Annotated in this window: 26 protein-coding genes; 17 read left to right on the top strand and 9 right to left on the bottom strand. The window is 38.1% G+C overall.

The features are described 5' to 3' along the window. Nucleotides 1-25 precede the first annotated feature (25 nt). The gene (locus PLEUR7319_RS0118220) at nt 26-766 is read right to left on the bottom strand and encodes a response regulator transcription factor (protein ID WP_019506664.1); all 741 of its coding nucleotides are present in this window, start codon (nt 764-766) and stop codon (nt 26-28) included. 910 nt (nt 767-1,676) lie between these two features. Here PLEUR7319_RS0118220 and PLEUR7319_RS0118215 point away from each other — a divergent pair. The 10 genes from PLEUR7319_RS0118215 (at nt 1,677) to hisC (ending at nt 13,533) form a co-directional block, all read left to right on the top strand. Beyond that, entirely contained in the window at nt 1,677-3,026 is a 1,350-nt protein-coding gene (locus PLEUR7319_RS0118215) for a 2Fe-2S iron-sulfur cluster-binding protein (RefSeq protein WP_026102619.1), read from the top strand. A 378-nt stretch (nt 3,027-3,404) separates the two neighbouring features. Continuing rightward, complete coding sequence (locus PLEUR7319_RS0118210) at nt 3,405-3,971, top strand: hypothetical protein (RefSeq protein ID WP_019506662.1); 567 nt, start codon at nt 3,405-3,407, stop codon at nt 3,969-3,971. A gap of 335 nt (nt 3,972-4,306) precedes the next feature. Next, nucleotides 4,307-4,918, top strand: a complete 612-nt coding sequence (locus PLEUR7319_RS0118205; RefSeq protein WP_019506661.1) for a Crp/Fnr family transcriptional regulator — start codon at nt 4,307-4,309, stop codon at nt 4,916-4,918. A 212-nt stretch (nt 4,919-5,130) separates the two neighbouring features. Beyond that, entirely contained in the window at nt 5,131-5,931 is an 801-nt protein-coding gene (locus PLEUR7319_RS0118200) for an SDR family oxidoreductase (RefSeq protein ID WP_019506660.1), read from the top strand. A 27-nt stretch (nt 5,932-5,958) separates the two neighbouring features. Continuing rightward, nucleotides 5,959-6,756: an NAD(P)H-hydrate epimerase gene (locus PLEUR7319_RS0118195; RefSeq protein WP_019506659.1), complete on the top strand. Its 798-nt coding sequence runs from the start codon at nt 5,959-5,961 to the stop codon at nt 6,754-6,756. A gap of 23 nt (nt 6,757-6,779) precedes the next feature. Continuing rightward, on the top strand, nt 6,780-8,807 hold the full coding sequence (locus PLEUR7319_RS0118190) for an amylo-alpha-1,6-glucosidase (RefSeq protein ID WP_019506658.1): 2,028 nt from the start codon (nt 6,780-6,782) through the stop codon (nt 8,805-8,807). 35 nt (nt 8,808-8,842) lie between these two features. Beyond that, nucleotides 8,843-11,536, top strand: a complete 2,694-nt coding sequence (locus PLEUR7319_RS0118185; protein WP_019506657.1) for a hypothetical protein — start codon at nt 8,843-8,845, stop codon at nt 11,534-11,536. Nucleotides 11,537-11,579: 43 nt separating this feature from the next. Continuing rightward, nucleotides 11,580-11,957 carry a hypothetical protein gene (locus PLEUR7319_RS0118180; protein WP_019506656.1) on the top strand — a complete coding sequence of 126 codons (378 nt, stop codon included), beginning with the start codon at nt 11,580-11,582 and terminating at the stop codon, nt 11,955-11,957. A gap of 129 nt (nt 11,958-12,086) precedes the next feature. Beyond that, complete coding sequence (locus PLEUR7319_RS0118175) at nt 12,087-12,443, top strand: nuclear transport factor 2 family protein (RefSeq protein WP_019506655.1); 357 nt, start codon at nt 12,087-12,089, stop codon at nt 12,441-12,443. 34 nt (nt 12,444-12,477) lie between these two features. Further along, a complete protein-coding gene (hisC, locus tag PLEUR7319_RS0118170; protein ID WP_019506654.1) occupies nt 12,478-13,533 on the top strand; it encodes a histidinol-phosphate transaminase in 1,056 nt (351 codons plus the stop codon). Nucleotide 13,534: 1 nt separating this feature from the next. On the opposite strand, the gene PLEUR7319_RS0118165 is transcribed toward hisC, so the two are convergent. The 3 genes from PLEUR7319_RS0118165 to PLEUR7319_RS0118155 all read right to left on the bottom strand — a co-directional run bounded on the left by PLEUR7319_RS0118165 (nt 13,535) and on the right by PLEUR7319_RS0118155 (nt 15,666). After that, nucleotides 13,535-14,011, bottom strand: coding sequence for a hypothetical protein (locus PLEUR7319_RS0118165; RefSeq protein ID WP_019506653.1), 477 nt, complete (start codon nt 14,009-14,011; stop codon nt 13,535-13,537). Between the two features lie 131 nt (nt 14,012-14,142). After that, entirely contained in the window at nt 14,143-14,745 is a 603-nt protein-coding gene (locus PLEUR7319_RS0118160) for a VOC family protein (RefSeq protein WP_019506652.1), read from the bottom strand. A 363-nt stretch (nt 14,746-15,108) separates the two neighbouring features. Then, nucleotides 15,109-15,666, bottom strand: coding sequence for a hypothetical protein (locus tag PLEUR7319_RS0118155; RefSeq protein WP_019506651.1), 558 nt, complete (start codon nt 15,664-15,666; stop codon nt 15,109-15,111). Nucleotides 15,667-15,760: 94 nt separating this feature from the next. Between PLEUR7319_RS0118155 and PLEUR7319_RS0118150 the strand changes: the two genes are divergently transcribed. Next, nucleotides 15,761-16,045 carry a hypothetical protein gene (locus PLEUR7319_RS0118150; protein WP_019506650.1) on the top strand — a complete coding sequence of 95 codons (285 nt, stop codon included), beginning with the start codon at nt 15,761-15,763 and terminating at the stop codon, nt 16,043-16,045. A 16-nt stretch (nt 16,046-16,061) separates the two neighbouring features. Here the strand turns inward: PLEUR7319_RS0118150 and bchH are convergent, their stop codons facing one another. Then, entirely contained in the window at nt 16,062-19,820 is a 3,759-nt protein-coding gene (bchH, locus tag PLEUR7319_RS0118145) for a magnesium chelatase subunit H (protein WP_019506649.1), read from the bottom strand. 146 nt (nt 19,821-19,966) lie between these two features. Here bchH and PLEUR7319_RS41360 point away from each other — a divergent pair, with 146 nt between their 5' ends. Genes PLEUR7319_RS41360 through PLEUR7319_RS0118125 form a run of 4 tightly spaced genes read left to right on the top strand, consistent with a single transcriptional unit; the run spans nt 19,967 to nt 21,024 of the window. Further along, nucleotides 19,967-20,104 (top strand): hypothetical protein, encoded by a 138-nt coding sequence (locus tag PLEUR7319_RS41360; protein ID WP_019506648.1) that lies wholly within the window; start codon nt 19,967-19,969, stop codon nt 20,102-20,104. Nucleotides 20,105-20,164: 60 nt separating this feature from the next. Next, on the top strand, nt 20,165-20,350 hold the full coding sequence (locus PLEUR7319_RS0118135) for a hypothetical protein (RefSeq protein ID WP_019506647.1): 186 nt from the start codon (nt 20,165-20,167) through the stop codon (nt 20,348-20,350). 25 nt (nt 20,351-20,375) lie between these two features. Continuing rightward, on the top strand, nt 20,376-20,702 hold the full coding sequence (locus PLEUR7319_RS0118130) for a nucleotidyltransferase family protein (protein ID WP_019506646.1): 327 nt from the start codon (nt 20,376-20,378) through the stop codon (nt 20,700-20,702). Then, on the top strand, nt 20,674-21,024 hold the full coding sequence (locus PLEUR7319_RS0118125) for a DUF86 domain-containing protein (RefSeq protein ID WP_026102616.1): 351 nt from the start codon (nt 20,674-20,676) through the stop codon (nt 21,022-21,024). The genes PLEUR7319_RS0118130 and PLEUR7319_RS0118125 overlap by 29 nt, the downstream gene beginning before the upstream one ends. Nucleotides 21,025-21,065: 41 nt before the next feature. Here the strand turns inward: PLEUR7319_RS0118125 and PLEUR7319_RS0118120 are convergent, their stop codons facing one another. Both PLEUR7319_RS0118120 and PLEUR7319_RS0118115 read right to left on the bottom strand, forming a co-directional pair. Beyond that, entirely contained in the window at nt 21,066-22,247 is a 1,182-nt protein-coding gene (locus PLEUR7319_RS0118120) for an MFS transporter (protein WP_019506644.1), read from the bottom strand. 2 nt (nt 22,248-22,249) lie between these two features. After that, a complete protein-coding gene (locus PLEUR7319_RS0118115; RefSeq protein WP_019506643.1) occupies nt 22,250-22,507 on the bottom strand; it encodes a hypothetical protein in 258 nt (85 codons plus the stop codon). 223 nt (nt 22,508-22,730) lie between these two features. Between PLEUR7319_RS0118115 and PLEUR7319_RS43570 the strand changes: the two genes are divergently transcribed. Further along, the gene (locus PLEUR7319_RS43570; protein WP_083892574.1) at nt 22,731-22,946 is read left to right on the top strand and encodes a hypothetical protein; all 216 of its coding nucleotides are present in this window, start codon (nt 22,731-22,733) and stop codon (nt 22,944-22,946) included. Nucleotides 22,947-23,788: 842 nt separating this feature from the next. On the opposite strand, the gene PLEUR7319_RS0118105 is transcribed toward PLEUR7319_RS43570, so the two are convergent. Then, nucleotides 23,789-24,487, bottom strand: a complete 699-nt coding sequence (locus tag PLEUR7319_RS0118105) for a phosphatase PAP2 family protein (protein ID WP_026102614.1) — start codon at nt 24,485-24,487, stop codon at nt 23,789-23,791. A gap of 162 nt (nt 24,488-24,649) precedes the next feature. Here PLEUR7319_RS0118105 and PLEUR7319_RS0118100 point away from each other — a divergent pair, with 162 nt between their 5' ends. Beyond that, nucleotides 24,650-24,964 (top strand): hypothetical protein, encoded by a 315-nt coding sequence (locus PLEUR7319_RS0118100; RefSeq protein WP_192816071.1) that lies wholly within the window; start codon nt 24,650-24,652, stop codon nt 24,962-24,964. 68 nt (nt 24,965-25,032) lie between these two features. Here PLEUR7319_RS0118100 and PLEUR7319_RS0118095 read toward each other — a convergent pair whose 3' ends face one another. Then, complete coding sequence (locus tag PLEUR7319_RS0118095) at nt 25,033-25,602, bottom strand: hypothetical protein (protein ID WP_019506639.1); 570 nt, start codon at nt 25,600-25,602, stop codon at nt 25,033-25,035. Nucleotides 25,603-25,659: the final 57 nt, after the last annotated feature.

Here is a 25,659-nt window from a genome sequence, read left to right as displayed (position 1 = left end):
GAGATATTTGCCTATAAGATCCAGTTTAGTTCGAGCGCAAAACATAACCAACACTTCTTACGGTATGGATTAAGCGTTTTTCATGCTGCGCCTCTAACTTAATACGCAAATATCGAATATATACTTCAATAATATTGGAATCACCAAAAAAATCATACCCCCAGATTTTTTCGAGTATTTGAACGCGAGTCAATACCTGACGTGGATGTATCATTAAATATTCTAAAAGATTGAATTCTTTAGCAGTGAGGATAATTGAACGATTATTTCGATGTACTTCTCGTGTTAGAGTATTTAGCTCTAGATCTTCAAAAATTAAGATATGAGACTTTTCTCGTCTATTTTGACGTAGACGAGCCCCTACAATAGCTAAAAATTCTGCCATCGAAAAAGGGTGAGATAAACAGTCATCTGCTCCTGCATTTAAAATCGTGACTCTCTCCTTAGCACTTTTGCCCTCAGTTAAAGCGATGATCGGAATATAATTACTTGTTGATCGCAAACAATAGTAAATGTCGATACCAGAAAGAAAGGAAACTACCCAATCTAAGACAATCAAATCTGGTTCTTGTTGACGTATCGCGATCGCTGCTGTGAGACCATCATGAAAAACTTCCACTTGGTAGCCTTGATGAATAAGCTCTATTTCGATGATTTCAGTTAGTAATTGTTTTCTAGCAATTAAAAAAATACGTGCTATCTTGCTTTGGGATACAAATCGTCTACAGTCTTTAACTTTTGGTAAGGCTTTAGGCAACTTCTGCATTTTTTAGCTAGTTGTTTAAGAACAAGAGATAGAATTAGATGACAAGTATTATTGAGTAAAATCTAGCAAAATTTTGGCATCATAGAATATGGATTTTAATAAATTAACTTTATAAGAAAACTTTGATCATCTCTCTGTAAACTTTGTGACAGATATTAGATATTTGGGCAAAACACAATAATAACTACATATTTTGAAAAGCAAATATACTACAAAAACTGTATAATATTTTATTAAACAAATATACACGCAATCATGCTCTTAAATATAGCAATATTCAATCAATTTTAACAATAATCAACTTGACTACTATCGGTGAATTAAGATAAATTTCGATAACAAATGATATTAAATAGTTTTACTTTGATTTATTAAATAAACTCAAAACTAATTTGGAATTTATTTGTAACCGAAATATTTCGATAGTATGGTCACAAAATCATAAAATTGTTTAAGAGCTTGTTTGATTAATCAAAAAATAAAAATGCTTAATATTTGATTTTTTTTGAGGTAAGAGTAAAGATATAACTTATATATATATTACTTGTTTCAAATCAAGTAAATTTTGTGCAAAAAAAAGAGCAAATTAACTGTTTTTTAGGTCAAGTCTAAACGAAGAATATTTTAATTTCTCAGATTTTAGAGTGATTAAGACTACGATCTACAATTCATAAGTTAGAAGTAGTGCAACCCATCGTCGCTGTTGTTGGGGAACCACTCCAAATTGAGAAAATTTTCAGGTGTTTCTAATCTTGATAAAAGTTTTCTGGCACAAATTGTTAGTACGAAAGGAGACCGGTAAAGATTTGTTGCCAATTGTCAGATTGCAACTTACCAGCCAAAACAACTATCTCTAGTTCATAGGCTATCTCCATCGTGGCAAATAACTTTGAATTATCTTCAAAAAATCATGTTAAGTAGTCTCGGTAAAATTAAGAATCCTTTCCTGAGAAGCATTACGACTGCCAGTACATTCTTGTCCATGGTGACTTTAATTTCTGCTGTGGCGATCGGATTAACCAATCCTCAAGATAAATCAGCAAATAAAATCGGCGTTTACGCTTCCTTACTCGCTACTGCCGCTGGCGCAGCTTTTGGCTTGGCTGTCAAAGATAAATCAACAACTAGACAAGGTAAAATCATCCAGCTCCAGCCTGAACACAATCACACTTGGCAAGATTGGCGTGATTTTGAAATTTTCCGCAAAGTACCAGAAAGTAAAGAAATTACTTCTTTCTACTTCAAACCCCAGGATAGAGGAGCATTACCCGATTATAAGCCTGGTCAATTTCTAACCATTAAGTTGGATATACCCAATCAGCCACGCCCAGTAATTCGTACTTATTCCCTTTCAGACTATACATTTTCTGGAGATTATTATCGTCTTTCCATCAAGCGAGAGGGTTCCCCAAAAGGTTTAAATGTTCCTCCTGGAGTAGCTTCCAATTTCATGCACGATCGCATTACAGAAGGTTCTATAATTCCCTGCAAACCACCAAACGGCAAGTTTTTTCTGGATGTAGAATCTTCAATTCCGGCGGTCTTAATTAGTAATGGCGTGGGGATTACGCCGATGATTAGTATGGCAAAAGCCTGTAGTCGATTTAATCCTAACCGCCATCTTTGGTTTATTCATGGTGCCAGAAATGGGGAATTTCATGCTCTGCGGGATGAAGTAAATGCGATCGCCGAAAATTACAACAACTTACATATTCACTATCGATATAGTCGTCCCCGACCAGAAGACGAAGGACAATATCATAGCCAAGGTTACGTAGATAAAAAGCTTTTGGAAGATTCGATTCTGACTGAAATCAGTCAGATATACGGCTCTAGTAGTGCTAAATTTTTCTTGTGCGGTTCACCTTCCTTTATGGATTCAATTAAAGATGGGTTAAGAGAATTAGATGTGCCCGAAAACAATGTTTATTTTGAATCTTTTGGAGGAGGATCAACCAAAGGTCAGTCTAAAACTGTAGCAACTAACCAAGCAGCTGTAGACAAGGCAGAGGTTGTATTTGCTAAGTCAGGTCAAACTATAACCTGGACAAAAGATGATGGAACTCTTTTAGAATTTGCCGAAGCCAATAACATCAATCCAGACTATAGCTGTCGCCAGGGAGTTTGTCTAACCTGTATGTGCCAACTTCAAGAAGGCGCAGTTGAATATTTAGAACAACCTGCTAGCGAACCCGATGAAGGTTCAGTGCTAATTTGTATTTCTCAACCAAAAACGGCAAAAGTAGTCCTCAATCTATAATATCCATTTATTGATCTCGAAAAGAGATTATAGTCAATGCTTAAGTAGGTGGGTGTAATTAAATATAAAATGCCTACGGTAAGGGAATAGGGAATAGGGGATAGGGAATAGGGAAATAGCTTAATAGTATGGTTTTCCTACTTAATTTGATTTATCAATAAGGTACATTTGACTGAGTACAAATAGCTGATAGGTAGTACTTTAGGCTGAAATATTTTCCAGTTGTTTTTATCTGAGCTACGCTTAGATTGAAAGCTCGATATAGGATATCTTGATTTGGGGATGTCTCGGTTTAAAATACTTGGCGATCATCTTTATCTCTTTATAAGTAATACATGAAGAGATAAAGATGATCAAGAGTTTACTTGCGCGAAACAAATGGTAAACAGAGGAAATTGGGTTAAAGAAACCAACTATTCGATTTACGAATGGTTCGATAATTATCAGGGAGAGAAAGTCAAGCAGCAGATCTATTTAGAGCCTTGCTCGGCAAACCGCGATCGCGGTAGATTCAAATCATCATTTCTGTTTATTTCGCCGCTAGAAATATTAAATCTCAACACTTATTATTTTGATCGCCAAAGAGCGATACAAGAGATCGAATCTTGGGCAAAAGTGATCAGCGAAACAATACATTTAGACTTAAAGCAAAAACAAGCTTTTGAAGAATGTAGTGAAAGCAATATTTATTTGTCAACTTTGATTAGTTCAGAATGCCTTAGACTAGAGGCAAAATTGCCGAGCGGGGGTATTGAATCGCATTTTCAAGAAATTTATAGTTTCGACGTGGAAATTCAGGACAAAGACCTAGAGGTTGGTATTGCCGATCTATTTCCTAGATATTACATCAATAAAAATGTGGCTAAATTAGAGATGATCGAATGGTCCAAACATTGGTTGAGAAATTATGCTCAAGTTTTCACGGAATATGTCAGCCTAAATTGAGTGAAATTAATTCAAGGAGAAGAACTAGTACACTACCAAGTTTGAATTGAGGGGTAAATCCTTTGACTCCGAATTAACTTATAACCTATAACCTATAACCTATAACTTTGAATTCCGATTTTTTTTAGTATCGATCATTTCAAAATTGGCAAACTACTAGCGGGTAGTCTACAGAAAGAATAAGTATTAACTCCTAAAAAACTCTTTTTTTCAGGTAATATCAGCTTTTATTTAGGAAAAATTCAGAATAGTAAAGATCTGGCTAAGAAGAAATTCAGGGTGGTCAATCATAGTAATCGAGTAAACCAAGTTAGTTTATTTTAGTCAAGATATCTATGAAATTCTTCGACCCCCATAGTTTGCCTACCCCGATAAAGAATAAAATTACCTATCGAAATTTGGCTGTAGGAGAAAGGTTGTTCAGACGAGGGGATGCAGCTGTTAATTTCTTTATCTTAGCCACTGGAAGAATTCGGCTGATTCGTCCAACCATTAATAACCAAAATGCTACTCTGCAATTTGCTGAACCTGGAGGCATTCTGGGAGAAGATGCTATTTTTGAAAGTGCTTATTCTAGCAGTGCGATCGCAACTGTAGCTTCCAAAGTTATTGTCTATCCATCTTCGTATCTTCTATCAATTCTCCAAGAGTATCCTGATTTAGTTGAAGATTTGCTAAAAATGCTTCTAGAAAAAATCAAGTATTTCCAAACCAACATGGAGTTACGAGAAATTCGTGCTGCTAATCTAAGAGTGTTGCAATATTTAAATTATGCTGCTGACAATGAACACAAAATTGTTAATTTAAACTGTCCGCTACAGGATATTGCTGCTCAAATAGGGTTTACCCCGGCAACTTTTTCGAGAACATTATCACAATTAGAAGCTGAAGGTTCAATTACTCGTCAATCTGATGTCATTATCTTAAATGATTCAAATGCGGCATAATCAAGATTTAGGGATATTCAACATATTCTCCAGAATTGATCTATTTTGGGCATCTCTTAAACAAACTTTTCAATTTTTGCCGCAGTTTCTCAGAAAAAATTAAGATAACAAAGATGAATTTGTTATTCAATCAAGAACATAATTGCCAAAAATTCATCATTATTGTTCCGAATAAGCTTTTTTGAACATTCATAATAGTATATCGGTATCTTATGAAACGTTTGCAAGATCGAGTAGCTTTAGTTACGGGTTCGAGTTCTGGTATTGGTGCAGCAGTAGCTAAATCTATGGCTGCGGAGGGAGCAAAAGTTATTGTTAACTATGCTCGCAGTTCTAAAGGTGCAGAAGCCGTGGTCGAGGAAATTAAAACTGCTGGGGGAGAAGCGATCTCGATTCAAGCCGATGTCAGTCAAGAAGACCAAGTAAAAAGTATGTTTCTACAAACGTTTGAAGCCTACGAAACTATTGATATTTTGGTCAATAATGCGGGATTGCAAAAAGATGCCGCTTTTGTCAATATGACCTTAGATCAATGGAATACGGTTATAGGAGTTAACTTAACGGGACAATTCCTCTGTGCTCGGGAAGCAGCGAAAGAATTTATGCGTCGGGGAGTAATACCCGAGAAATCTTGTTCTGCTGGCAGTATTATTTGCATGAGTTCTGTTCATGAGGTGATTCCTTGGGCTGGTCATTGCAACTATGCAGCATCCAAAGGAGGTGTAATGCTGTTGATGAAGAGTATGGCTCAAGAGCTTGCTCCCCATAAGATTCGGGTTAATAGTATCGCTCCAGGGGCAATTAAAACTCCCATTAATCGAGACGCATGGGATACACCAGAAGCTGAAGCAGAATTACTGAAGCTAATTCCCTACAACCGTGTGGGAATACCAGAAGATATTGGTAAAGCAGCCGTCTGGTTAGCTTCCGATGAAGCGGAGTATGTGCAAGGAACTACTATTTTTGTCGACGGGGGAATGACTTTATATCCAGGTTTTGCCACAGGTGGTTAATTTGATAGGAATTTTAATTTAAATTGAATGAGCGTTAAATTTTTAACCGATCGAGGAATTGAAGTTCCCTCTGTCACCACCGAACAAATGATCGAGGTCGATCGCGTGGCAATAGAAGAGACGGGACCCAATCTGTTTCAGATGATGGAAAATGCGGGGCGAAATCTAGCTTTGCAGGCGATCAGCTCTGCTGGTGCGCGACGCGGAGCTAGTCCTTTAGGGCGGAGCGCAATCGCCTGTCTGGGAGAAAATTGGCAACAGGCTAATATTGTAATTCTTTCAGGGAGTGGCGGCAATGGTGGTGGGGGTATCTGTGCCGCTCGCCATTTAGCCAATCGCGGAGCAAAAGTGCAATTGTGTTTGTCTGCTCCAGAGCGGTTAAAAGAAGTACCCCAGTGGCAAAGACATATTTTTCAATCTACTTCTGGTAAGGAAGTTGGCATTGCTGAATTAAAATCATCTAACGAGCCGATAAACCTAATTATCGATGCTCTGATTGGCTATAGTTTGCGAGCTGCACCTAGAGGCAATGCCCTGGAACTAATTAATTGGGCAAATAACACTGGCGTACCAATTCTCTCTCTAGATACTCCCTCTGGAGTTGATTCCACGACGGGAGAAACCCCAGGTGAATACATCCATGCTCGTTGGACAATGACATTAGCTTTGCCCAAAAAAGGTTTACTACCAGAGAAAACAGGAGAATTGATTCTGGCAGATATTGGTATTCCCCCTGGTGCCTATAGTTGGCAAACCTTGCAGTTAAATTATATTCCACCTTTTGGCGATCGCTTTCGCATTCCTCTACAAACCATCACAGAATAACCATTAAAAATGGGCGATAAACTATGAATTTCAAGTTTGGGCGAGAAATATGTAATAACCTGCAAATGGTGGAATCAAGAGAATGGTTAGTTACCAATGGGATTGGCGGTTTTGCTTCAGGAACGATCGCAGGAGTATTGACCAGACACTATCATGGTTTACTGATTGGGGCTTTAAACCCACCTGTAGCCAGAACTTTACTGTTAACTAAACTTGAAGAGATTGTTCACTACAACGGTCAATTTTACGATCTAGCTACTAACCGATGGGCAGATGGTACTGTGGCACCTGAAGGATACCTCAATATTGAGAGTTTTCATTTAGATGGAACAACTCCTGTTTGGAATTTTGCTTTTGCTGATGGGTTACTAGAAAAACGTATCTGGATGCACCAGGGAGAAAATACCACTTATATTCGCTATAGCTATCAGCGAGGTAGTCAGCCTTTAACTCTATCTCTCAAAGCATTAGTAAATTATCGCGATTATCATGGTGGAACTCACTTTGACTCAAAATCTATAGGCAAGATTGAACCAATATCAGATGTAGATCTAGAAATCAAACCTTTTCCTGACGCTGCCAGTTTATATTTATCAGCAATTTCAGAAAATTCGACTCATAACTTTAGTTGGTTAATCAACAATACTTGGTATCAGAATTTTGCCTTAGCAGTAGAGAACTATCGGGGTTTGGATGATACAGAAGATCATTTATTAGCTGCAACTGGCAACGTTAGTTTACAACCAGGGGATTCCATAACTTTTGTCGCCAGTACTCAGAAAGATGAGGAGACAAAGAGACACGGTGACAAAGAGAAGGAGGAAAAAGGGCGAAAATTAATCGATCTGTTCTATTCTCAGAATAAACTTCAAGCTGCACCAGAATGGATAGAGCAGTTGGTTTTAGCAGCAGATCAATTCATTGTCGATCGCCCGTTAACTAATAATCCTGAAGGGAAAACGATTATTGCAGGCTACCCCTGGTTTACTGATTGGGGTAGAGATACGATGATCAGTCTGCCAGGATTAACGATCTCTACAGGGCGTTATGACATTGCGAAAACTATTCTTCTTACCTTTGCCAAGTATGTAGATCGGGGAATGTTGCCCAATGTATTTCCCGATGCAGGGGAAACTCCCGAATACAATACTGTAGATGCTACTCTCTGGTATTTTGAAGCAATCCGCACTTACTATGATGCAACTGAAGATCGGGAATTTATTGCCGAGTTATTCCCTTTGCTAGCTGAAATTATTGATTGGCACATTAAAGGAACCCGCTACAACATCAAGATGGATGATGATGGTTTACTCTATGCTGGCGAGCCAGGAGTACAGCTTACTTGGATGGATGCCAAAGTAGGAGATTGGGTAGTTACCCCTCGTATTGGTAAGCCTGTAGAAGTAAATGCTCTTTGGTATAACGCTCTAATTTGCATGGATTATTTTGCTAGTATTTTGCAGAAATCTGAGACTAGATATCAGGAGATAGCAAGCAAAACGCGATCGCACTTTTCTAAGTTTTGGTATGAAGAAGGTGGTTATTGCTACGACGTAATTGATTCTCCTGATGGAAATGATGCCAGTTTTCGTCCCAATCAAATTTTTGCCGTTTCATTGCCGAGTAGGGGTTATTCTGTAAGGGCGTTTCGCGAAACGCCCCTACGACCAGAACAACAGAAAATGGTGGTCGATAAAGTAGGGCAAAAATTATTAACTTCTTATGGATTGCGATCGCTTTCTAGAGATCATCCCGATTACGTTGGAATCTATGGCGGAGATCAATTAAAACGCGACGGGAGTTATCATCAGGGAACTACTTGGGGTTGGCTAATAGGTCATTTCATTCAAGCACACCTGAAAGTTTATCAAAATCCAGAACTTGCTTATACTTTTCTCGAACCAATGGCTGATCATTTACAAGATGGTTGTATCGGCAGCATTAGCGAAATTTTCGACGGCGATACACCCTTTTCTCCCAGAGGTTGTTTTGCTCAAGCTTGGAGTGTAGCAGAAGTATTAAGAAGTTGGGTGATGATTCATAGCAATTAACAATTAACAATTAACGATTATCAATTAGCAAAAACATGACTAAAGAATCGGAACGTTTACAACAAAATGATTGGAAAAAATGGGGACCTTATCTCAGTGAAAGGCAGTGGGGAACAGTTAGAGAAGATTATAGTGCCACAGGGGAAGCCTGGGATTACTTTTCTCACGACCAAGCGCGATCGCGGGCATATCGTTGGGGAGAAGATGGTATTTTGGGTATTAGTGACGATCGGCAACTACTCTGTTTTGCGATCGCCTTATGGAATGGCAAAGACTCGATATTAAAAGAGCGTATCTATGGATTAACTGGCTCTCAAGGCAATCATGGAGAAGATGTCAAAGATTATTATTTTTATCTTGATAGTACTCCGACTCATTCTTATATGAAGGGATTATATAAATATCCTCAGACAGAATTTCCCTACGCTGATTTAGAAGCAGAAAATCGGCAACGAGGTCGGGGAGGAATGGAATATGAATTATTGGATACAGGAGCTTTTGAAAATAATAATTACTACGATGTTTTGGTTGAATATGCCAAAGATACACCAGAAGATATTTTAATCAAAATTACTATTACTAATCGCTGTAAGGGCGAAAGGCTTTCGCCCACCCAATCATTACATTTACTACCTACTTTATGGTTTCGTAATACCTGGTCTTGGGACAAAGATACAGTTAAACCCAAAATTTCTGTAGGGTCTGTTCTCGATCAGCCCCTACAACATACCGTAATCGAAACCAATCATCCAGAACAAGGCGATCGCTGGTTATATTGTGAAGGTCAGCCCGAATTATTATTTACCGAAAACGAAACTAATTATCAAAAGATATTTAATTACGACAATGGTGCTAAATATGCCAAAGATGGCATTAATAATTTTGTAGTTAACGAACAAAAAGAGGCAGTTAATCCCCATAAAATTGGCACGAAATTTTCGCCGCACTATCAATTAACTATTCCACCAGGAGAAACCAAAGTAATTAAATTACGACTGAGTGATAAGTCAAATTTAACTGAACCTTTAGCTGATGAATTTGATGATATTTTCAGAACCCGTTTAGGGGAGGCTGATGAATTTTATCAGCAAATAAACAAGCAAGCTTTAAACGAAGATTTAATTAATATCCAGAGGCAAGCTTTTGCTGGGATGCTGTGGACAAAACAATATTATAAATTCGACATCGAACGTTGGCTGGAAGGCGATCCCACTCAACCCGCACCTCCACCAGAAAGGAAAAAGGGACGCAATCATCAATGGAAGCATTTAGATAATGAAGATATTATCTCTATGCCAGATAAATGGGAATACCCTTGGTATGCTGCTTGGGATTTAGCTTTTCACTGTTTACCTATTGCCCTAATCGATCCTGATTATGCTAAATATCAGTTGGATATCATGACCCGGGAATGGTATATGCACCCCAATGGACAAATTCCCGCCTATGAATGGGCATTTGGGGATGTTAACCCTCCTGTCCATGCTTGGGCAACTTGGCGAGTATACAAGATTGAGGAAAAAAGGAAAGGCAAAGGCGATCGCCAGTTTTTAGAAAGAGTATTTCAGAAGCTTTTACTGAATTTTACTTGGTGGGTAAATCGCAAAGATGCAGAAGGAAATAACATCTTTGAAGGCGGCTTCTTGGGATTAGATAATATCGGCGTATTTGATCGCAGTGCCCCTTTACCCACAGGAGGTTTTATCGAACAGGCAGATGGTACTAGCTGGATGGCAATGTACTCCCTCAATATGCTGACAATTGCTTTGGAGTTGGCATTAGAAAACCCTGTTTACGAAGACATGGCAACCAAATTCTTCGAGCATTTCCTGTATATTGCCGATGCCATGGTACATATCGGTGGTGATAAAACTCAGCTTTGGGATGATGAGGATGGTTTCTTTTATGATGTACTCCATCTGCCTAATGGCAAGAGAGTCAGATTAAAAGTGCGATCGATGGTAGGTTTAATTCCCTTGTTTGCTGTCACGACCCTTGAACCAGAAGTTATTAATCAGCTCTCAGGCTTTAAACAGCGTTTGGAGTGGTTTATTAGCAATCGTACAGATTTAAAGAAAAATGTTGCCTGTATGGAAACCAAAGGGCTAGGTGCCAGAAGAATGCTAGCTCTTTGTTATGCAACTTTAGACAGATATGAACCAGAAGATAAGTTACGTCGCATCTTGGAAAAACTTCTCGATGAAGACGAATTCTTTGGTGATTATGGCATTCGTGCTTTGTCTCGTTTCCATAAAGAAAACCCCTATACTTTTTATGTCAATGGAGATGAGAATAAAGTCAGTTACGAACCAGCCGAATCTAGTAGTGGTTTATTTGGCGGCAATTCTAACTGGCGAGGTCCCGTATGGATGCCAGTCAATTACTTATTAATTGAATCTCTACAAAAGTTTCATCACTATCTGGGGGATGATTTTAAAGTTGAATGCCCTACAGGTTCGGGTAACTTAATGAATTTGTGGGAAGTTTCTCAAGAAATTTCTTCTCGGCTAACACGTATTTTCCTGAAAGATAGCGAGCAAAAACGACCTTTATATGGCGGCATCGATCAATTTCAAAATGATCCGCACTGGCAAAATTTAATCCTCTTCCATGAATATTTCCATGGTGATAATGGTGCTGGAATTGGCGCAAATCATCAAACAGGATGGACAGGTCTGGTCGCCAAGTTGATTCAACAAAGTGGCGAGTATATTCAAAAGAAACAGTAACTTTATCTGATATAAGTCCGAATCTTAAAACTTGAGTGAATTTATGAAAGAAGAACAAAAAGAAGCCCTCTTAGACGCAGTAAATAAAGCAAGTACACAATGGAAATCTGCTTTTAATTCAGGAAATGCAGTTGGTTGTGCAGCCCAATATGAAGCAACTGCAATTATGGAAGCAAAGCCATTTGGTACTTTTGTTGGAACTGAAAATATTAAAAGTTTTTGGCAAAAGATTATCGATGACGGTTTTTCTGATGTTGAATATCTAGAACCAAAAATAGAGGTGGTTGATGAAACAAGTGCCATACTAACTTCTGGCTGGAGAATGAATAAAGCCAAAGGTATTATTCATAAGGAATTGTGGGTATTACAAGAAGATGGACAAGCTAAGTTACGAGAAGATTATTTTGAAGTGAAGGATTAATTTAATAACTCTTTTAATGTGAGCTAGAAATTAACTTTTTCACTCGCAGTTTGATATTTAAAATCTGAGATACTTACCTAACCTAAACTTTTTAAAAAAAATAATTAATATCAGGAGATGTTTTGAATTATGCGACCGAAAGAATTAATCAAAGAATTTGTAGAGGCATTCAATCAGGCTGACGTTGAAGGTTTGGCAAATTTTTATAGTGAGACAGCTATTAATCATCAAGTAGCAAATAGTCCAGTGGAAGGACGGGATGCTATACGCAAGATGTTTGAGAAAGAATTTGCTACAGCCAACATGATTTGTATCATCGAGAATATTTTTGAAGATGGTGAGTGGGCAATTCTGGAATGGCGCGATCCTTTAGGCTTAAGAGGCTGTGGTTTTTTTCACATAGTAGATGAAAAAATAGTATTTCAAAGAGGATATTGGGATAAATTATCTTTTCTAAAACTTTATGGTCTGAATGTAACACAATAAAATCTTTACTTACAATGACTGAAATAAATAAAACATGAGTTACTTTCGTGCTGCTGTTGATGCCACAACTGGCTACATTCCTGGAGAACAACCCAAACCAGGAACAAAAATCATCAAACTTAACACTAATGAAAATCCTTATCCACCTTCTCCAGATGCCATAAAAGTATTGCGTACTATTGATAGCGAATGGCTGCGACGCTACCCCGATCCTTACGCTATGGACTTTTGTTTAGCTGTTAGTGAAGTTCTAGGAATTCCTGCCGATTGGATTATTGTGAGTAATGGGAGTGATGAACTACTCAATGTGATCATTAGAGCCTGTGCGGAAGGAAGCGATCGCCCTGTAGTTTATCCGATGCCAACTTATGTACTCTATAAGACATTGGCTGCTTTACAACCAGCTAAGGCGATCGCTATCAATTATGATCAAAGTTTTCAGTTACCAATAGACGAACTGGTTGCCGCTAAAGGTGCAGTGACTTTTATTGCCTCTCCAAATAGTCCTTCTGGTCATATAGTACCTCTTGATGATTTACGGGAATTGGCACAGAGAATCTCGGGAATATTAGTTATCGATGAAGCTTATGTTGATTTTGCCGAATATTCAGCATTATCTTTAGTCAAAGAATTTGAGAACGTTATTATCCTCAGAACTTTATCTAAAGGTTATTCCTTGGCAGGCTTGCGCATGGGATTTGGGATCGCCAATCCCCAATTATTATCTGGTTTGTTCAAAGTTAAAGATAGCTACAACATTGATGCGATCGCCACCTTAGTAGGTGCAGCAGCAATTAGAGATCAAGCTTACAAAAATGAATGTGCAGCAAAAATAAAAAAGTCTAGAGCAAAATTAACTAGTAATCTTCAAAGCTTAGACTTTACCGTTCTCAACTCCCACGGAAATTTTGTCTTAGCCACTCCCCCAGAAGGTAATGCCGAACAATTATATCTGCAATTAAAAGCACAAGGTATTTTAGTTCGCTACTTTAAACAGCCTGGATTAGACGACAAACTACGTATCACCGTTGGTACTGAGCAACAAAACCAAACTTTACTAAAAGCCTTGCAAATTAAGGTAATTAGCTAAATTAATGAATAATATCGCTCTCCAAACATAAAAAAGTTGTACTATCTGTTAAATTAATCAACTGTTGCCAATTAGGATTAATATCTTCTTCGTTAGTACTTAAAATTATTTGCTGTGCTGATGTCTTAGGTAAATCAAACCAAAAAGTAGGGTTTTCGGCTACATCAGCAGTTTGATAAAGGCGATCGGCATTAGTCTTTTGTTGTTGAGATAGATAAAGGTCTTGAGAACACATTTCATCGTGATGCGAAGATTCGCCGCGCGAACCTGCTCCCTCTGAAAATTCTGGTTGTTTTTCTTCTGGTGGAGGTTGAAATGAGATTGGAGTATTAATATCTTCAATTTCGCTGAAGGCAAGACACTTGCAAATCCCTATTGGTGTTAATAAAAAACCTAATATAGTTATACAAGCGATCAAGCCTAATTTATTGTTTGATTTCTTTGAATTTGAAGACGTACTTTTTTTAAAAAGTTTCATTTTCTGATCTAAAATCTCTGTTAATAATTTTTTATTTATTTAGGACTAAAGTCTTTTAGTAGTAGCACAACACTACGCAATAACTTCATACTAAGGCAACACTATAAAATAAACTGAGTCTATAGTGATTGCTAGAGTGACTGGGAAAACTCAATTAAATTTCCATTGTTATCTTGAATAAAAGCGACCCTTCGACCTACAGCAGCGTAGTCTGCGACTTCTATCAAAGCAGAAACACCTTGTGCTGCTAATTCATTTATCACTGCATCTACATCATCGACTTGAAAACTAATTAGACCAGCATAGTCCATAGTTCCTAAATAATCATTTACATCTGCAACCTGAGATGTACCAGTAGAATATGCATTGTTACCCACTATATTCACGTTTAATCCGTACACATTAAGATTCGCTAGCATGATGTTTGGAAGTTCGGGAAATGTCCATTCTTCCTCTATGGTTGCGTTAAAATTCTCTTGATACCATTGCACTGTCTCGTCATAGTTAGTCACGCTAATGGTAATTGAGTCTGTTCCAATAGTTGCTTGAATTGTGTCTATAATACTAACATCTGCAATGACGTCCGCTTCATTCCCAACGTTTTGAACTTTCAGGATTTCTTGCTGGTTCTGTTGATCTATAGTATTAATCAAGCTCTCATTCGCTGTGGCAACACTGTTAAAACCGAAAGTTGTAACTAACAAAGTAGTAATAATTGCAACTGTAGATTTCATAATTGATTTCTCCTTAATTCAATTCTTTTGAATTAATCATAGAAATTCAACATCTGAAAAACATCTGAAAAACGTCTCGAATCCCCTCTCAACCAAAGAGATAGCGATCATCTAACTTTCGTTGATTAGTTGAGTATATTTGCCTAGAACTAAAGTCCCCCACTACTGATATAGTCGTACAAAGTTGCATTAAGACAAGTTTATTTGATTGCTCGTAAGTAATGAGTAATGAGCAACTTTCGTAACAAAGGACTTGTCCGCATATAGTGCTGAACCCGAAGGGAGCACAATCGCAAGTCAAAATAATCGATTTCAAATAGTGAGATCGCTTGTGTCAAGCTGAAATTCAATAAAATCGTTTAATTATTTTCTAGCATGCAGCATTGAATTAATCCATTTTTTTAAACGTAATTCCCATTCTGGTTCATCTTTGAAAAATTCCCGAAGCCATTTATGGTGCAAACTATTCCATCGATAATAAAAATCAGTTGAAGATGGATAAAGCCAATCTCTTATTTCCCAAGCTGCTCTTTGAGCTTGTATGGATTTACTTTCTATTAATAATGAAAGAAAACGGACAAAATCTTGACGATGAAATCTTGAGTTATATGGTTGTTTAAAATAGCTCCATGCTTGTCTGATTTGTCTTTGGTCTAATTGAGTCTGGACTCTTTCTCTTACAGTTATAATATCCCATGATAATTTCTTACATTTTTTTCGGCGAATAGATTTAACAGCATCTTCACAACTATCTATGTCAATGAATTTTTGTTTTACTTTTCGACGATAATGCCTGTTTTTCTCTCGCATCCCATCTTTCCAACTTTTTCTAAAACTATGAGGATATTCAACATTCAAAACATAGTCTTTGTCATATCTATATTTCTTTTTTTGTTGAGGCGTTAATCTACGATTTTTCATCGCACTGCTTTTTGTATCTTTTTAATTACAATTAAAGCATAGATTTTTATTTATATGTAGCAAGAACGCAATTTCAAATTAATCTTATGCAGACATGACTTTTCACGTAATAGATCTTATTTCACAAGTATTTGCTATTGAAGAAAAATTTATAGGTCAATCAGACACCGAAATTATAGAATGGCTTCAACAGAAAGGAACTCTTTATAAATTTAAAAAGCGATCAGCTTTGCTGGTGCGCGGAGCGCAATCGCCTGAAGCAAAACAATTATTTAGATTTTATTCTTATCTTGGTTTTGAAGCTACCTTTTTTATAGATAATGGTAAATTTTTCTTCATCGGCGATCATTGTACTTTTCGCCCTCGCAGAATTTCCTAAAGATGTCCATTGTCAATTAAACAGTAACTCCTTCCAATTCATCTTCTGTAGATTCATATAACTCTCTTAATTTCTCTAACTTCTCTTCATCGGCATTCCAAAAACCTCGTCCATTAGCCTCGATCGCCCGTCCGACAATATTACGAAAGGCTTCAGGATTAGCATCCCTTAACTTCTGTGCCATTTCTGCATCTAAAGCATAGGTATCAACAGCTTGATCGTATACCCAATCATCTTTAAAACTAGCTGTACCACCCCAACCGATTAAAGCTGTCATCCGTTGGGATATTTCATATGCGCCACCACTTCCTTGATCTGCCATTGCTTCTGCCCATTTGGGATTAAGTAACTTGGTACGATATTCCATGCGAAGTAAATCTTTAAGCTTACGGGGGTTAGTATCTTTAGAAAAGCTTTCGACAAAAGAAGCTTCTACTTCCTTACCACTTTGTTTTTCCGCAGCTAGTTTTAATCCACCTGTATTGCCGTAATATTCTTGGATGTCTGTTAAGCCATATTCTACTGAGTCAATTTCTTGAACAATGCGATCGCTAGTCTGTAATAACTGAGATAATACCTCTGGTCTAGCCTGTCCTTTATCTTGGCGTCCATAACTAAAGACATTGCGATTTTTCCAAGTATTAGCAAGTTCGTCGCCAGATTCCCAATTACTATCAACTACTTGGTCATTAACTAATGAACCAAAATCACCAGCAGGGTTAGAAAACATTCTGGCACTGGCATTTTCCACGCCTTGGGCTTTTAATGCTAGATAATGCTTGCGTATATAATTATTATCTTCTAATTCCTCCACTTCTGCTGCCCGTCTAAATAAATCGTCTAGTAACTCAATGATGTTGACAAAAGTATCGCGGAAGATACCCGATAAGTTAGCTAAGACATCGATGCGAGGATGTCCTACGTCATCAATAGGTTTCAATTCATAACGAACAATTCTACCTGTTCCTTCTTTAACAGGTTCAGCACCCACTAATTCTAGTAAAATACCCAGAGATTCTCCCTTTGTTTTAATCGAATCCAGTCCCCACAACATTACTGCTACGGTTTCAGGGTATGTCCCTTTTTCTTCAAGATTTTGGGCAATAATTTTTTTGGCTATTTCCCTTGCTCTCTCAAAAGCAGCAGGGGAAGGCATCCGATAAGGATCTAAAGCGTGGATATTTCTGCCTGTAGGCAATACTCCACTACCATCTCGCAGTAAATCACCACCAGGCGCAGGAGGTATATATTCCCCGTTTAAACCCCGCAAGAGATTGGTCATCTCGTCGGTGTTTTGGGTTAATAAATCTCTAATTTTGGTTGCTTCTTCTAAGTTAGGCGAAAGCCTTTCGCCCCTACTTTGCTCATCCTTGTAAGATATAGATACATCTTCTCTGCCCGAAATTACGCTATCAATTGCATCTTCTGATAATTCCCCATCAAAATAAGCCTCCAGATAAGATTTCAATTGTTCTTCGTTCGGTGCATTTCCTAATATGTGCAACCCTGAAGAGAATAATCGTTGTTCCAATACTTGCAAGTATTCATAAACTTGAACAAAATATTGATTAATTACATTCTTACTAAACAGCTTTGAATTCTCGACAGTAAAAGCAATACCCTGTTTTAATCCCTCTTCAAACTTACAATCTTTTTCTAAACCAGCATCGACAATCTTCTGACAGATAATATCTCTGAGTGCAGAATTCTTTTCCGTATCTTCGCGATATTCTCCAATTAATTCCCGCAGCGCAATCAATTCCTTATATAAACCAGCTCGTCCATAGGGAGGAACATTGTGAGAAATTAAAACACCATAACCTCGACGTTTTGCCAAAATTGATTCTGAAGGATTATTAGCGGCATAGATATATAGGTTGGGAATGTCACCTAATAAAATATCCGACCAAGAATAGCCCGTATTACCCAAAGGCGAACCTGGTAGCCATTCAACTGTACCGTGCATACCAAAGTGAACTACTGCATCAGCTTGATATTCGTTTTGCAACCATTTATAAAAAGCCGTGTATTGAGGATGAGGTGTTAGGTCTTTCTCGAACATCAACCGCATCGGATCTCCGGCTATTCCTAAAGGCGGTTGTACTCCTATCCAGACGTTACCTAATTTAATTCCACCAATGTGAAATTCGTCTCCATAAGTTTTAATGCCTGTCCCTTTTAATGACTTCCACTGTTTTTCGACTCTAGTGGTTTGTAAGTATCCTAACCATTTTTCGAGAGTGCGAACGTTTATCGATCCCCCCTGTCCCCCCTTAACAAGGGGGGTGGATTCGTCAGCTTCTTTAACTTGTTTAATAATTTCTTCGCCGTCTTCTGGTAACTCTCCAACGTCATAACCTTCTGCTTTTAAAGCGTGAAGCAAGTTTAATAAACTCTTGGGTACATTCAATAATGCGGCTGTACCTGTTGCGCCATAACCAGGAGGAAAACCATATAGAATGACTGCAATTTTCCTATTTGGTGTCGGCTTGTGGCGCAAACTAATCCAGTTTTTAACTCTACCTGTCAGGCGATGGAGTCTTTCCGGTACCAGATAGATATCTTCTCCTACTAACCCACCTAAAGGAACTGTATCGATCGCCCCATCTAATTCGGGGAGAGAATATAACACCACACTCTGTAAACCGCCTATGCCCTGTCTTGTCCAAGAATGGATATCTTGAATTAATAAAGGTGCAGCCACAATATAAGGTATGTTCTTAGCTGTCAGAATTCTTTTAGCTACTTCTACCTGTCTTCCCGCTTCCATCGAACCTGCGGGACCTCCTACCAGAGGGAACCCAATGGTAGAAACTATCGCATCTACTTTGACTGCATCATCAGATAGGGAGAGAATTTCTTTATTACCCTGCTGTCTTTGTTCCTGTTCGTAGGTAGTTGTTAGCCAGTCTCTTACGACGACATGACCTTCTACACCATTGATAAATAACGGCAGGGGGATCAATCCCTCTTGTTCAAAATGTTTAATTAACTGAGGAATGTAAGGTTGTTTGGTAATTACATGTTTGCGATACAGCAATATCCCAATTACTGGTAGGGGCATATCGCACTGTGAGGGCGAACAGCCGTTCGCCCCTACGCGGGTGATGTACCATTCGAGATAATCCTGTGGAGAGGTAAAATAACCCTGGTATTCAGGATGTAATAAACCCATATTCGGGGTTTCGATTGGTTGGGGAATTTCACCGACTGTTAAACCAAGGTATTTCTCTGCTAACGTCCAACACATGGAAGCAACATTTTCTGTTCCCCCGGCATTCCAGTAACCATAGATAATCAGCCAGTTACGCAAATCTTGAACTTTCTTGGCAGGGATATATTTCAGTAATTTGGGTCCTGTTTTTAAAAAGCTGAGATAACCAGCCAGTTTGTCTTCTTCTCTGCTATTACTAAACTTACTGAGAATAAATTTTACGGGTTTGGGCATTCCTTTGGGTTGATCGCCAATGACAAACTTACCCAACTGAGTCAGACTCATTAATTCTAGAGCCGACTCAAATACTAGCCTAATAGGAATATCTTTGACTCTTGACCGAAGCCAAATTACTTGGTCATAATCAAAAATCAAACTGCCAAAGAAGACATCAGCAGACTGTAAGGCAGTTTCTACTTGATTGGGATTAGCGGTAATGTCGCGATCGCTGAAGACAATAACTTCCAACTCCCCACATCGCGATGTCGCCATCTCAGCAGCTTGTCGATACAGGTTAGCGTTAAAAGATTCAAATCCGGCAATCAAGACAATCCGTTTCATATACCCTGCTTCTTAAAATTTCTTTATATTATGCCTATCTTGATTGTAAAGAAATTCTCAAACAAAGGCGATGATTGTCACTTTGAACGGGATTTGGGTTAATGCGATCGCACTTGAAAATAGATAATCAACAATAATCGCAATCAATGCCAAATTACGAGCAATTGCTCAAGACGGTTCAAATATGTCAAGCTTTGTCGGATATGAGACAAGATATATTATTGTTTCTTTATGACGAAGATACAAATGAATTTTCCATCTTGGCAGAAAAAGAGCCAGAATAGAGGTGACGGTATATCGAGATTCAACGGTAGATGTAGAAATAGGCGATGAAATATAAATCGATGACTAAGAGCGAATTAAAACAATATCTTTTAAACAATCGCAATGATAAAGAGGCTTTAAAAGAACTTAAATCAAGACCAAAACAAAATGTAATTACTATTCCTGCAAATACTAATGCGGCAGAACAAAAACAAATTTTAAAACAAGCTATTTCTCATATTGGAAGCGATCGCCTTGAGCGCTGAAGACCATAATTTCCAACTCCCCACTATGGTTCAAATACCCTTACCAGCAGATAAAATCAAAGCATTTTGCAAACGCTGGAAAATTACTAAACTTGCTTTATTTGGTTCTGTTTTAAGAGATGATTTTCACAGTAATAGTGATGTTGATATCATAGTTGAATTTGAGCGTAATTTACGTTATGGCTTGTTTGATTTAGTAGTTATGGAAGATGAATTAAAAGCAATTTTTAATCGAGATGTCGATCTCGTTACTCGTAAAGGAATTGCTAATAGCCGTAATTATTTACGTCGAGAAAATATTCTTAATTCTGCTAAAACTATTTATGAATCGGGAAAAACAATTTCTCCTTGATATGTTAGTGTCGGCAAGAATTGCAATTAATTATCTTCAAGAAAAATCTATTGAGGACTTGGAAAATAATTTGCAGCTTCAAGATGCACTTATTAGAAGATTACTAATTATTGGTGAGGCTTCTAAGAGAATTTCAGAAACAACACAACAAGATTTAGCAACAATTCCTTGGCGACTGATTAAAGGAATGCGAAATCGTTTAGTTCACGAATATGATGATATCGATCTAGATACTATTTGGGAAACCGTGAATACCAGCTTACCTATCTTGGTTGTTGAATTAGAAAAAATAGTTGCATCTTATCCGGATTCGGGCAGTTAGTTAACTATTTTTTAGATTAAGGTAATCATGGAAGTCTCCCACTAGAAAATGGGTTTTTCATCAAGAGTAGTAACAAATAAAACTCCTAAAAGACATAATGTGGCAGCGATCGCAAATGCACTGATATAACCAAATGCTTCTGCAATAAAACCACTAAGACTACTAGCCATTAAACTACCAATAAAAATAATCGTAACTTGTAGAGTGTAGTCAAACCCTGCCTTTCCCTGCCGGCTATTATCCATGGCGATCGCAAACATCGGAACACAAGCCATGCTATAGGCAAAATGTAAGCCAGTAGAAATTAGATAGAGAACTGGTAAACTGGCAAATCCCAATGTGGGTAAAATCCAAGTGGAGATCGCCACTGTCATCAAAATACCGAATACAATCAAACCTCGTTTACGTCCCAAAGGTTTGACTAGAAATCCACCTAAAATAGAGCCGACAAATCCTCCGCCAAAAGATACAATACCGTTCATTACCCCAATATCAGTCATAGACATTCCCAAGTCTACAAGTAAGGGTCGAGACATAGTACTGGTGATAGTTACTCCCATCATGTAAACCACCAGTATTAAGATCCACCGCACCATCCCAGGCTGCCGAAAAAATCCCACTAATGCCGAAAAACTTAGTTCATAGTCGATTTTTGGATTGGTTACATTTTCACGATGAAACAAGACGGGAAATATTAATAAAAAGACACCCAATGCCATTACTAATAAACTTCTAGTCCAACCCCAAGTATCTAATAAAATAAGGATCACACCACCGCCCAAAATTCCTCCCAGATATCCGCCAGCCCCCTGAATGCTATTACCAAAACCTCTTTCAGCAGGTTTAAGTAGTTCAATTGCTAAAGCATCGGTGGCAATATCTTGAGTTGCAGCCAAAGTAATAGCTATTAGCATAACAGCTAGTAAGAGAGTAAAATCAGTTTCGAGATTGATAAAAGCACAAATGGCGATCGCTATCCCCATCAGACTTTGCATCAAGATAATCCAGAACTTATAATGTCCCCATCTCGTCCATCCATAGCGATCAATCAACGGCGACCACAATACCTTAAGTGTCCAGGGTAAACTGAGTAAGCTAGTCAAGCCGATTAATTCTAGAGAAACGCCCTGTTGTCGCAGGAATATGGGTAGAGTTTGCCCAAAGAAAGCTACAGGCAGAAACTGTGCTACATATAAGCTGGCGAGTAATCCCCATTTATTCATAATTAAAACTTACTTCTAACTTGAAAACCATAGGTGGCAGGTGCGTCAAAGCTGGCAACATCAGCAAAACGGTCAAAATTAAATGCTGTTGTCAGATATACAGTTATTTGATCTGGTGCTGTGTCTACTACTGGTACGGGTGGTGTTGCGCTAATAGTTAAACTCTGAGTTCCTGTTACCGTTTCTGCCGTAAGTGTTCCATCAATTCCAGAGATAATCACTCTAACCTCAGATATACCTTCAGTAGGATTTTGACGCACAAACCTCGATTCTGTTAGTTCAAGTCGAGCATTAGGAATATAGAATAATGGTCTATGAATCTATCTTGATTCCGTGAGAGGACACCCGTTAAAGCACCAAGGATGTAAGGCTTAACGGGCGGTGAATCACGGGTTGGCATTTTGTTGTAAACAGTTGGGTCGACATTCATCTAATCTTGCATGCGGCAAAAAGCGATGAAGTGTGGTCTTGCGAGACAGTCCGTTGGCGGTGAAGCAGGGCGTTGGCGGGGTTCCCCCGCTTGAAGCCACTGCTGAACCCTTTAGGGGGTACGATGCGGCCATACGCCTGGCCTTTGTCCCGCTTGAAGGAACTGTCGCCCTAAAGGATACCGCTTCGCATAAGGGCGGGGGTTTCCCCCATGAACAACTTCATCAAGAAGAATGCCTTTGCATATCAAGGACTTCAGACGTTGTATAATACTTTTGTATGCGACACAAGCTGAGATTGCTGGACTACATACAGAACCTAGAAAACAAAATAAACATGGGTTGTAACCAAAAGTCTCAGATAAATTCGTTGGAAGCGTAAAAGTTTATTACGAACCTGGGTGAGTAAATTAATTGTTTCAACATTGAATTACAAGAAGTCGGCGGTAGGGCATATCGTGGTCTTTAACATAAAATGCTTGCAGAGACGGTCTGACGGGGATGCATTTTAGGGTGCATCTAGTTAAGAGTCGATGAATCAAGAATCGTGCGTTAAAATCTTTGATTTAGCGCGCGAGTGTCAACATGAGAAAAGTACCCGCATCAAAAGACAGCTTGTCGTACTTTAGCTATTGATAAATTCTATGGAGAATCAATATTCAGCAACAAACTAGGTGAACCTGAATAAAGCGATAGCGAGATTGAAATCAAATTCAATATCATTGACCTTGATTTTAGGGAAAATCTCTGTCCTTTAGCGTCAGCGCAGGACGGAGAGGATGTCAAGATAATGCAAAAAACAGAAATTATAAAAAAAACAGCAAGTGTCTGTGGCGGTCATACATGTGTTCGCAATACGAGAATTTTCGATTGGTGTTTGCGAAGATAATTTTAGAAGTTTCTCGCCTGTTTGTTGTTGAAATCGTTGAACTCGGCGATCGCCTCAGGAGGATATATTGTTCCTCTCTTATATCAAGTACGGATAATTAATTGAAATAAACAGGCTTATTGCAGACCTGAAAAACTTATTACTTGTTACTTGTTACTTGACCTCATTCTTAATTTAAGTATTCAACCGAACTTGATATTACGTGGTGTAGAAGAATAAAAATATCACTCTGAAATTTTCAACCGTTTAATTCTTTGTAATTTCAACATAGTGATACAAAACGTCAGCCACAAAAAGCCGATACCGTAGCCACCAATAATGTCAGTTGGCCAATGTACTCCTAGATATAATCGACTCAAACCAATTGCACCAATCAGACATACTACTACAGCATAAATTAATAGAGAAAATTGAGGATAACGAGTTGCTATAAGATAGGCGATAAATCCGTATAATACAGTTGAACCTAGAGCATGACCGCTAGGATAGCTATAAGAGAGGTCTTCAATAGCTGATTGCCAAAGATCGGGTCTAACCTTACCAAATACTGATTTAAGACCGTAGCTAAGAACGACACCACCTAAACAGTCTATGATAAATATCTGAGCTTCTGAATAATAACGTCGCCATAAAAGTATTCCCAAAGTAACAAAAGCAATTACAGTAACCGTACTAGGATCGTTTAGGCGAGTAATAAAGTGCATTATGCCATCAAGAGTGGGATTCGCGAAGGAGTGAATCCAGAGTAAAATCGTTTTATCAAAGGCGAAGGCTTCTTGATCTAATACTTCATCGGAAATTTGGGCAACAACATAAATAATTATGAGACAGCTAACTAATCCTACTGTTCCGACAGTGGTAATTAAAAAAGCTATTCGACTATGAATATTGTTCTGCCAAAATTTGACTAATCTTTGTAAAATAGTTTGCATCGTAAAATATGGTTAGACATTATCAAAATGTTACTCGATAATGTTTTGCTGATTTTAGAAACATGAATCATTAAGTGAACTATGCGAGTCCCTTTTCCAATGTCTGCTAATGTTTAATTAAGTGTATTTTTGGCGATTGCTCAATTTAAACTTATGACAGCATTAAACGAACGACAACGAAAAGCTATCAATCGGAATTTTTCTTTAGTAATTGATTATTTAAATAGTAAGTTCCGTAAAACTCAGGTACACCTTCAAGAATCGCCTTGCTATTTTTATATGGGAAATAAATCGAAGCTAGAAATAACAGTATTTTCCAATCCTCAAATTGCCAAAATAGATGTAAGAATAATTGCCTTAAAAAATTACGACAGAGAGCCTGCTTATGAATGCAGTTACGATCTAGATGGGCTGTCGATAGTCATGTTTCAAAGAGCTATTGAGGATTTAATTTCTAGGATGGACTAACGAGGGAAGTTAAATAGATCTTCTACAAAGGTGATTTCTTTTATTGTTAACACCCAAGACGGAGAACGTTAGTGATTATTAATTTTCTCTTGTAAAGCACGTAAACTTAATAGTGATGCTGCGATCGCGCCTATAGCATCCATAATTAGATCGACTATGGTATCGTCAAGAGAATTAATTGTTGCAGTAAGCCATTCAAATACTTCCCAAAGCGCACCAATGGCAAGACCAAACGAAATAATGGTTAAAATATATAACCAGCGATGACTGCGAAACAGAGTCAACATGGGTTGATAGACCAGAAAACTTAGTGCCAAAGTCACGGAAAAAGTTGTAAAGGCATGGGTAATTTCATCATAAGGTCCTGGTTGATAAAACAATCCAATCCAGCCTCCTGCATTAAGTAGTGCTGCAATCACAAATAGCAGATCGAATAAGGTAGGTAGCTGACGCTCTTTAAGCACAAAAATGAAAGATGCTACTAAAAACCCTAATAATATAACTGCTGCTTGCCAACCTACTTGAACGAAAACAATTGCTGTAGCAATCGCTAATAAAAATTGCCCTATCCAAGCTGCAATTCGATAACCACGCCAGTTAGTACTTGTTGCTGTGCTTGTTTCATTACCTTGGAACATAAACAAATGACGGTAGATTCTTTTATCAAGCACAGTATCATGTTGAACAATAATTTT

It is taken from the genome of Pleurocapsa sp. PCC 7319, from assembly GCF_000332195.1.
Taxonomy (GTDB): Bacteria; Cyanobacteriota; Cyanobacteriia; order Cyanobacteriales; family Xenococcaceae; genus Waterburya.
The sequence above is the reverse complement of the archived record's forward strand: the minus strand, read 5'-3'. Positions and strand labels throughout refer to the sequence as shown.

Coding starts and splice junctions, on each gene's coding strand:
- PLEUR7319_RS0118220 (WP_019506664.1), bottom strand. CDS start 766: ATGCAGAAGTTGCCTAAAGCCTTACCAAAAGTTAAAGACTGTAGACGA.
- PLEUR7319_RS0118215 (WP_026102619.1), top strand. CDS start 1,677: ATGTTAAGTAGTCTCGGTAAAATTAAGAATCCTTTCCTGAGAAGCATT.
- PLEUR7319_RS0118210 (WP_019506662.1), top strand. CDS start 3,405: ATGGTAAACAGAGGAAATTGGGTTAAAGAAACCAACTATTCGATTTAC.
- PLEUR7319_RS0118205 (WP_019506661.1), top strand. CDS start 4,307: ATGAAATTCTTCGACCCCCATAGTTTGCCTACCCCGATAAAGAATAAA.
- PLEUR7319_RS0118200 (WP_019506660.1), top strand. CDS start 5,131: ATGAAACGTTTGCAAGATCGAGTAGCTTTAGTTACGGGTTCGAGTTCT.
- PLEUR7319_RS0118195 (WP_019506659.1), top strand. CDS start 5,959: ATGAGCGTTAAATTTTTAACCGATCGAGGAATTGAAGTTCCCTCTGTC.
- PLEUR7319_RS0118190 (WP_019506658.1), top strand. CDS start 6,780: ATGAATTTCAAGTTTGGGCGAGAAATATGTAATAACCTGCAAATGGTG.
- PLEUR7319_RS0118185 (WP_019506657.1), top strand. CDS start 8,843: ATGACTAAAGAATCGGAACGTTTACAACAAAATGATTGGAAAAAATGG.
- PLEUR7319_RS0118180 (WP_019506656.1), top strand. CDS start 11,580: ATGAAAGAAGAACAAAAAGAAGCCCTCTTAGACGCAGTAAATAAAGCA.
- PLEUR7319_RS0118175 (WP_019506655.1), top strand. CDS start 12,087: ATGCGACCGAAAGAATTAATCAAAGAATTTGTAGAGGCATTCAATCAG.
- hisC (WP_019506654.1), top strand. CDS start 12,478: ATGAGTTACTTTCGTGCTGCTGTTGATGCCACAACTGGCTACATTCCT.
- PLEUR7319_RS0118165 (WP_019506653.1), bottom strand. CDS start 14,011: ATGAAACTTTTTAAAAAAAGTACGTCTTCAAATTCAAAGAAATCAAAC.
- PLEUR7319_RS0118160 (WP_019506652.1), bottom strand. CDS start 14,745: ATGAAATCTACAGTTGCAATTATTACTACTTTGTTAGTTACAACTTTC.
- PLEUR7319_RS0118155 (WP_019506651.1), bottom strand. CDS start 15,666: ATGAAAAATCGTAGATTAACGCCTCAACAAAAAAAGAAATATAGATAT.
- PLEUR7319_RS0118150 (WP_019506650.1), top strand. CDS start 15,761: ATGACTTTTCACGTAATAGATCTTATTTCACAAGTATTTGCTATTGAA.
- bchH (WP_019506649.1), bottom strand. CDS start 19,820: ATGAAACGGATTGTCTTGATTGCCGGATTTGAATCTTTTAACGCTAAC.
- PLEUR7319_RS41360 (WP_019506648.1), top strand. CDS start 19,967: ATGCCAAATTACGAGCAATTGCTCAAGACGGTTCAAATATGTCAAGCT.
- PLEUR7319_RS0118135 (WP_019506647.1), top strand. CDS start 20,165: ATGACTAAGAGCGAATTAAAACAATATCTTTTAAACAATCGCAATGAT.
- PLEUR7319_RS0118130 (WP_019506646.1), top strand. CDS start 20,376: ATGGTTCAAATACCCTTACCAGCAGATAAAATCAAAGCATTTTGCAAA.
- PLEUR7319_RS0118125 (WP_026102616.1), top strand. CDS start 20,674: ATGAATCGGGAAAAACAATTTCTCCTTGATATGTTAGTGTCGGCAAGA.
- PLEUR7319_RS0118120 (WP_019506644.1), bottom strand. CDS start 22,247: ATGAATAAATGGGGATTACTCGCCAGCTTATATGTAGCACAGTTTCTG.
- PLEUR7319_RS0118100 (WP_192816071.1), top strand. CDS start 24,650: ATGACAGCATTAAACGAACGACAACGAAAAGCTATCAATCGGAATTTT.
- PLEUR7319_RS0118095 (WP_019506639.1), bottom strand. CDS start 25,602: ATGTTCCAAGGTAATGAAACAAGCACAGCAACAAGTACTAACTGGCGT.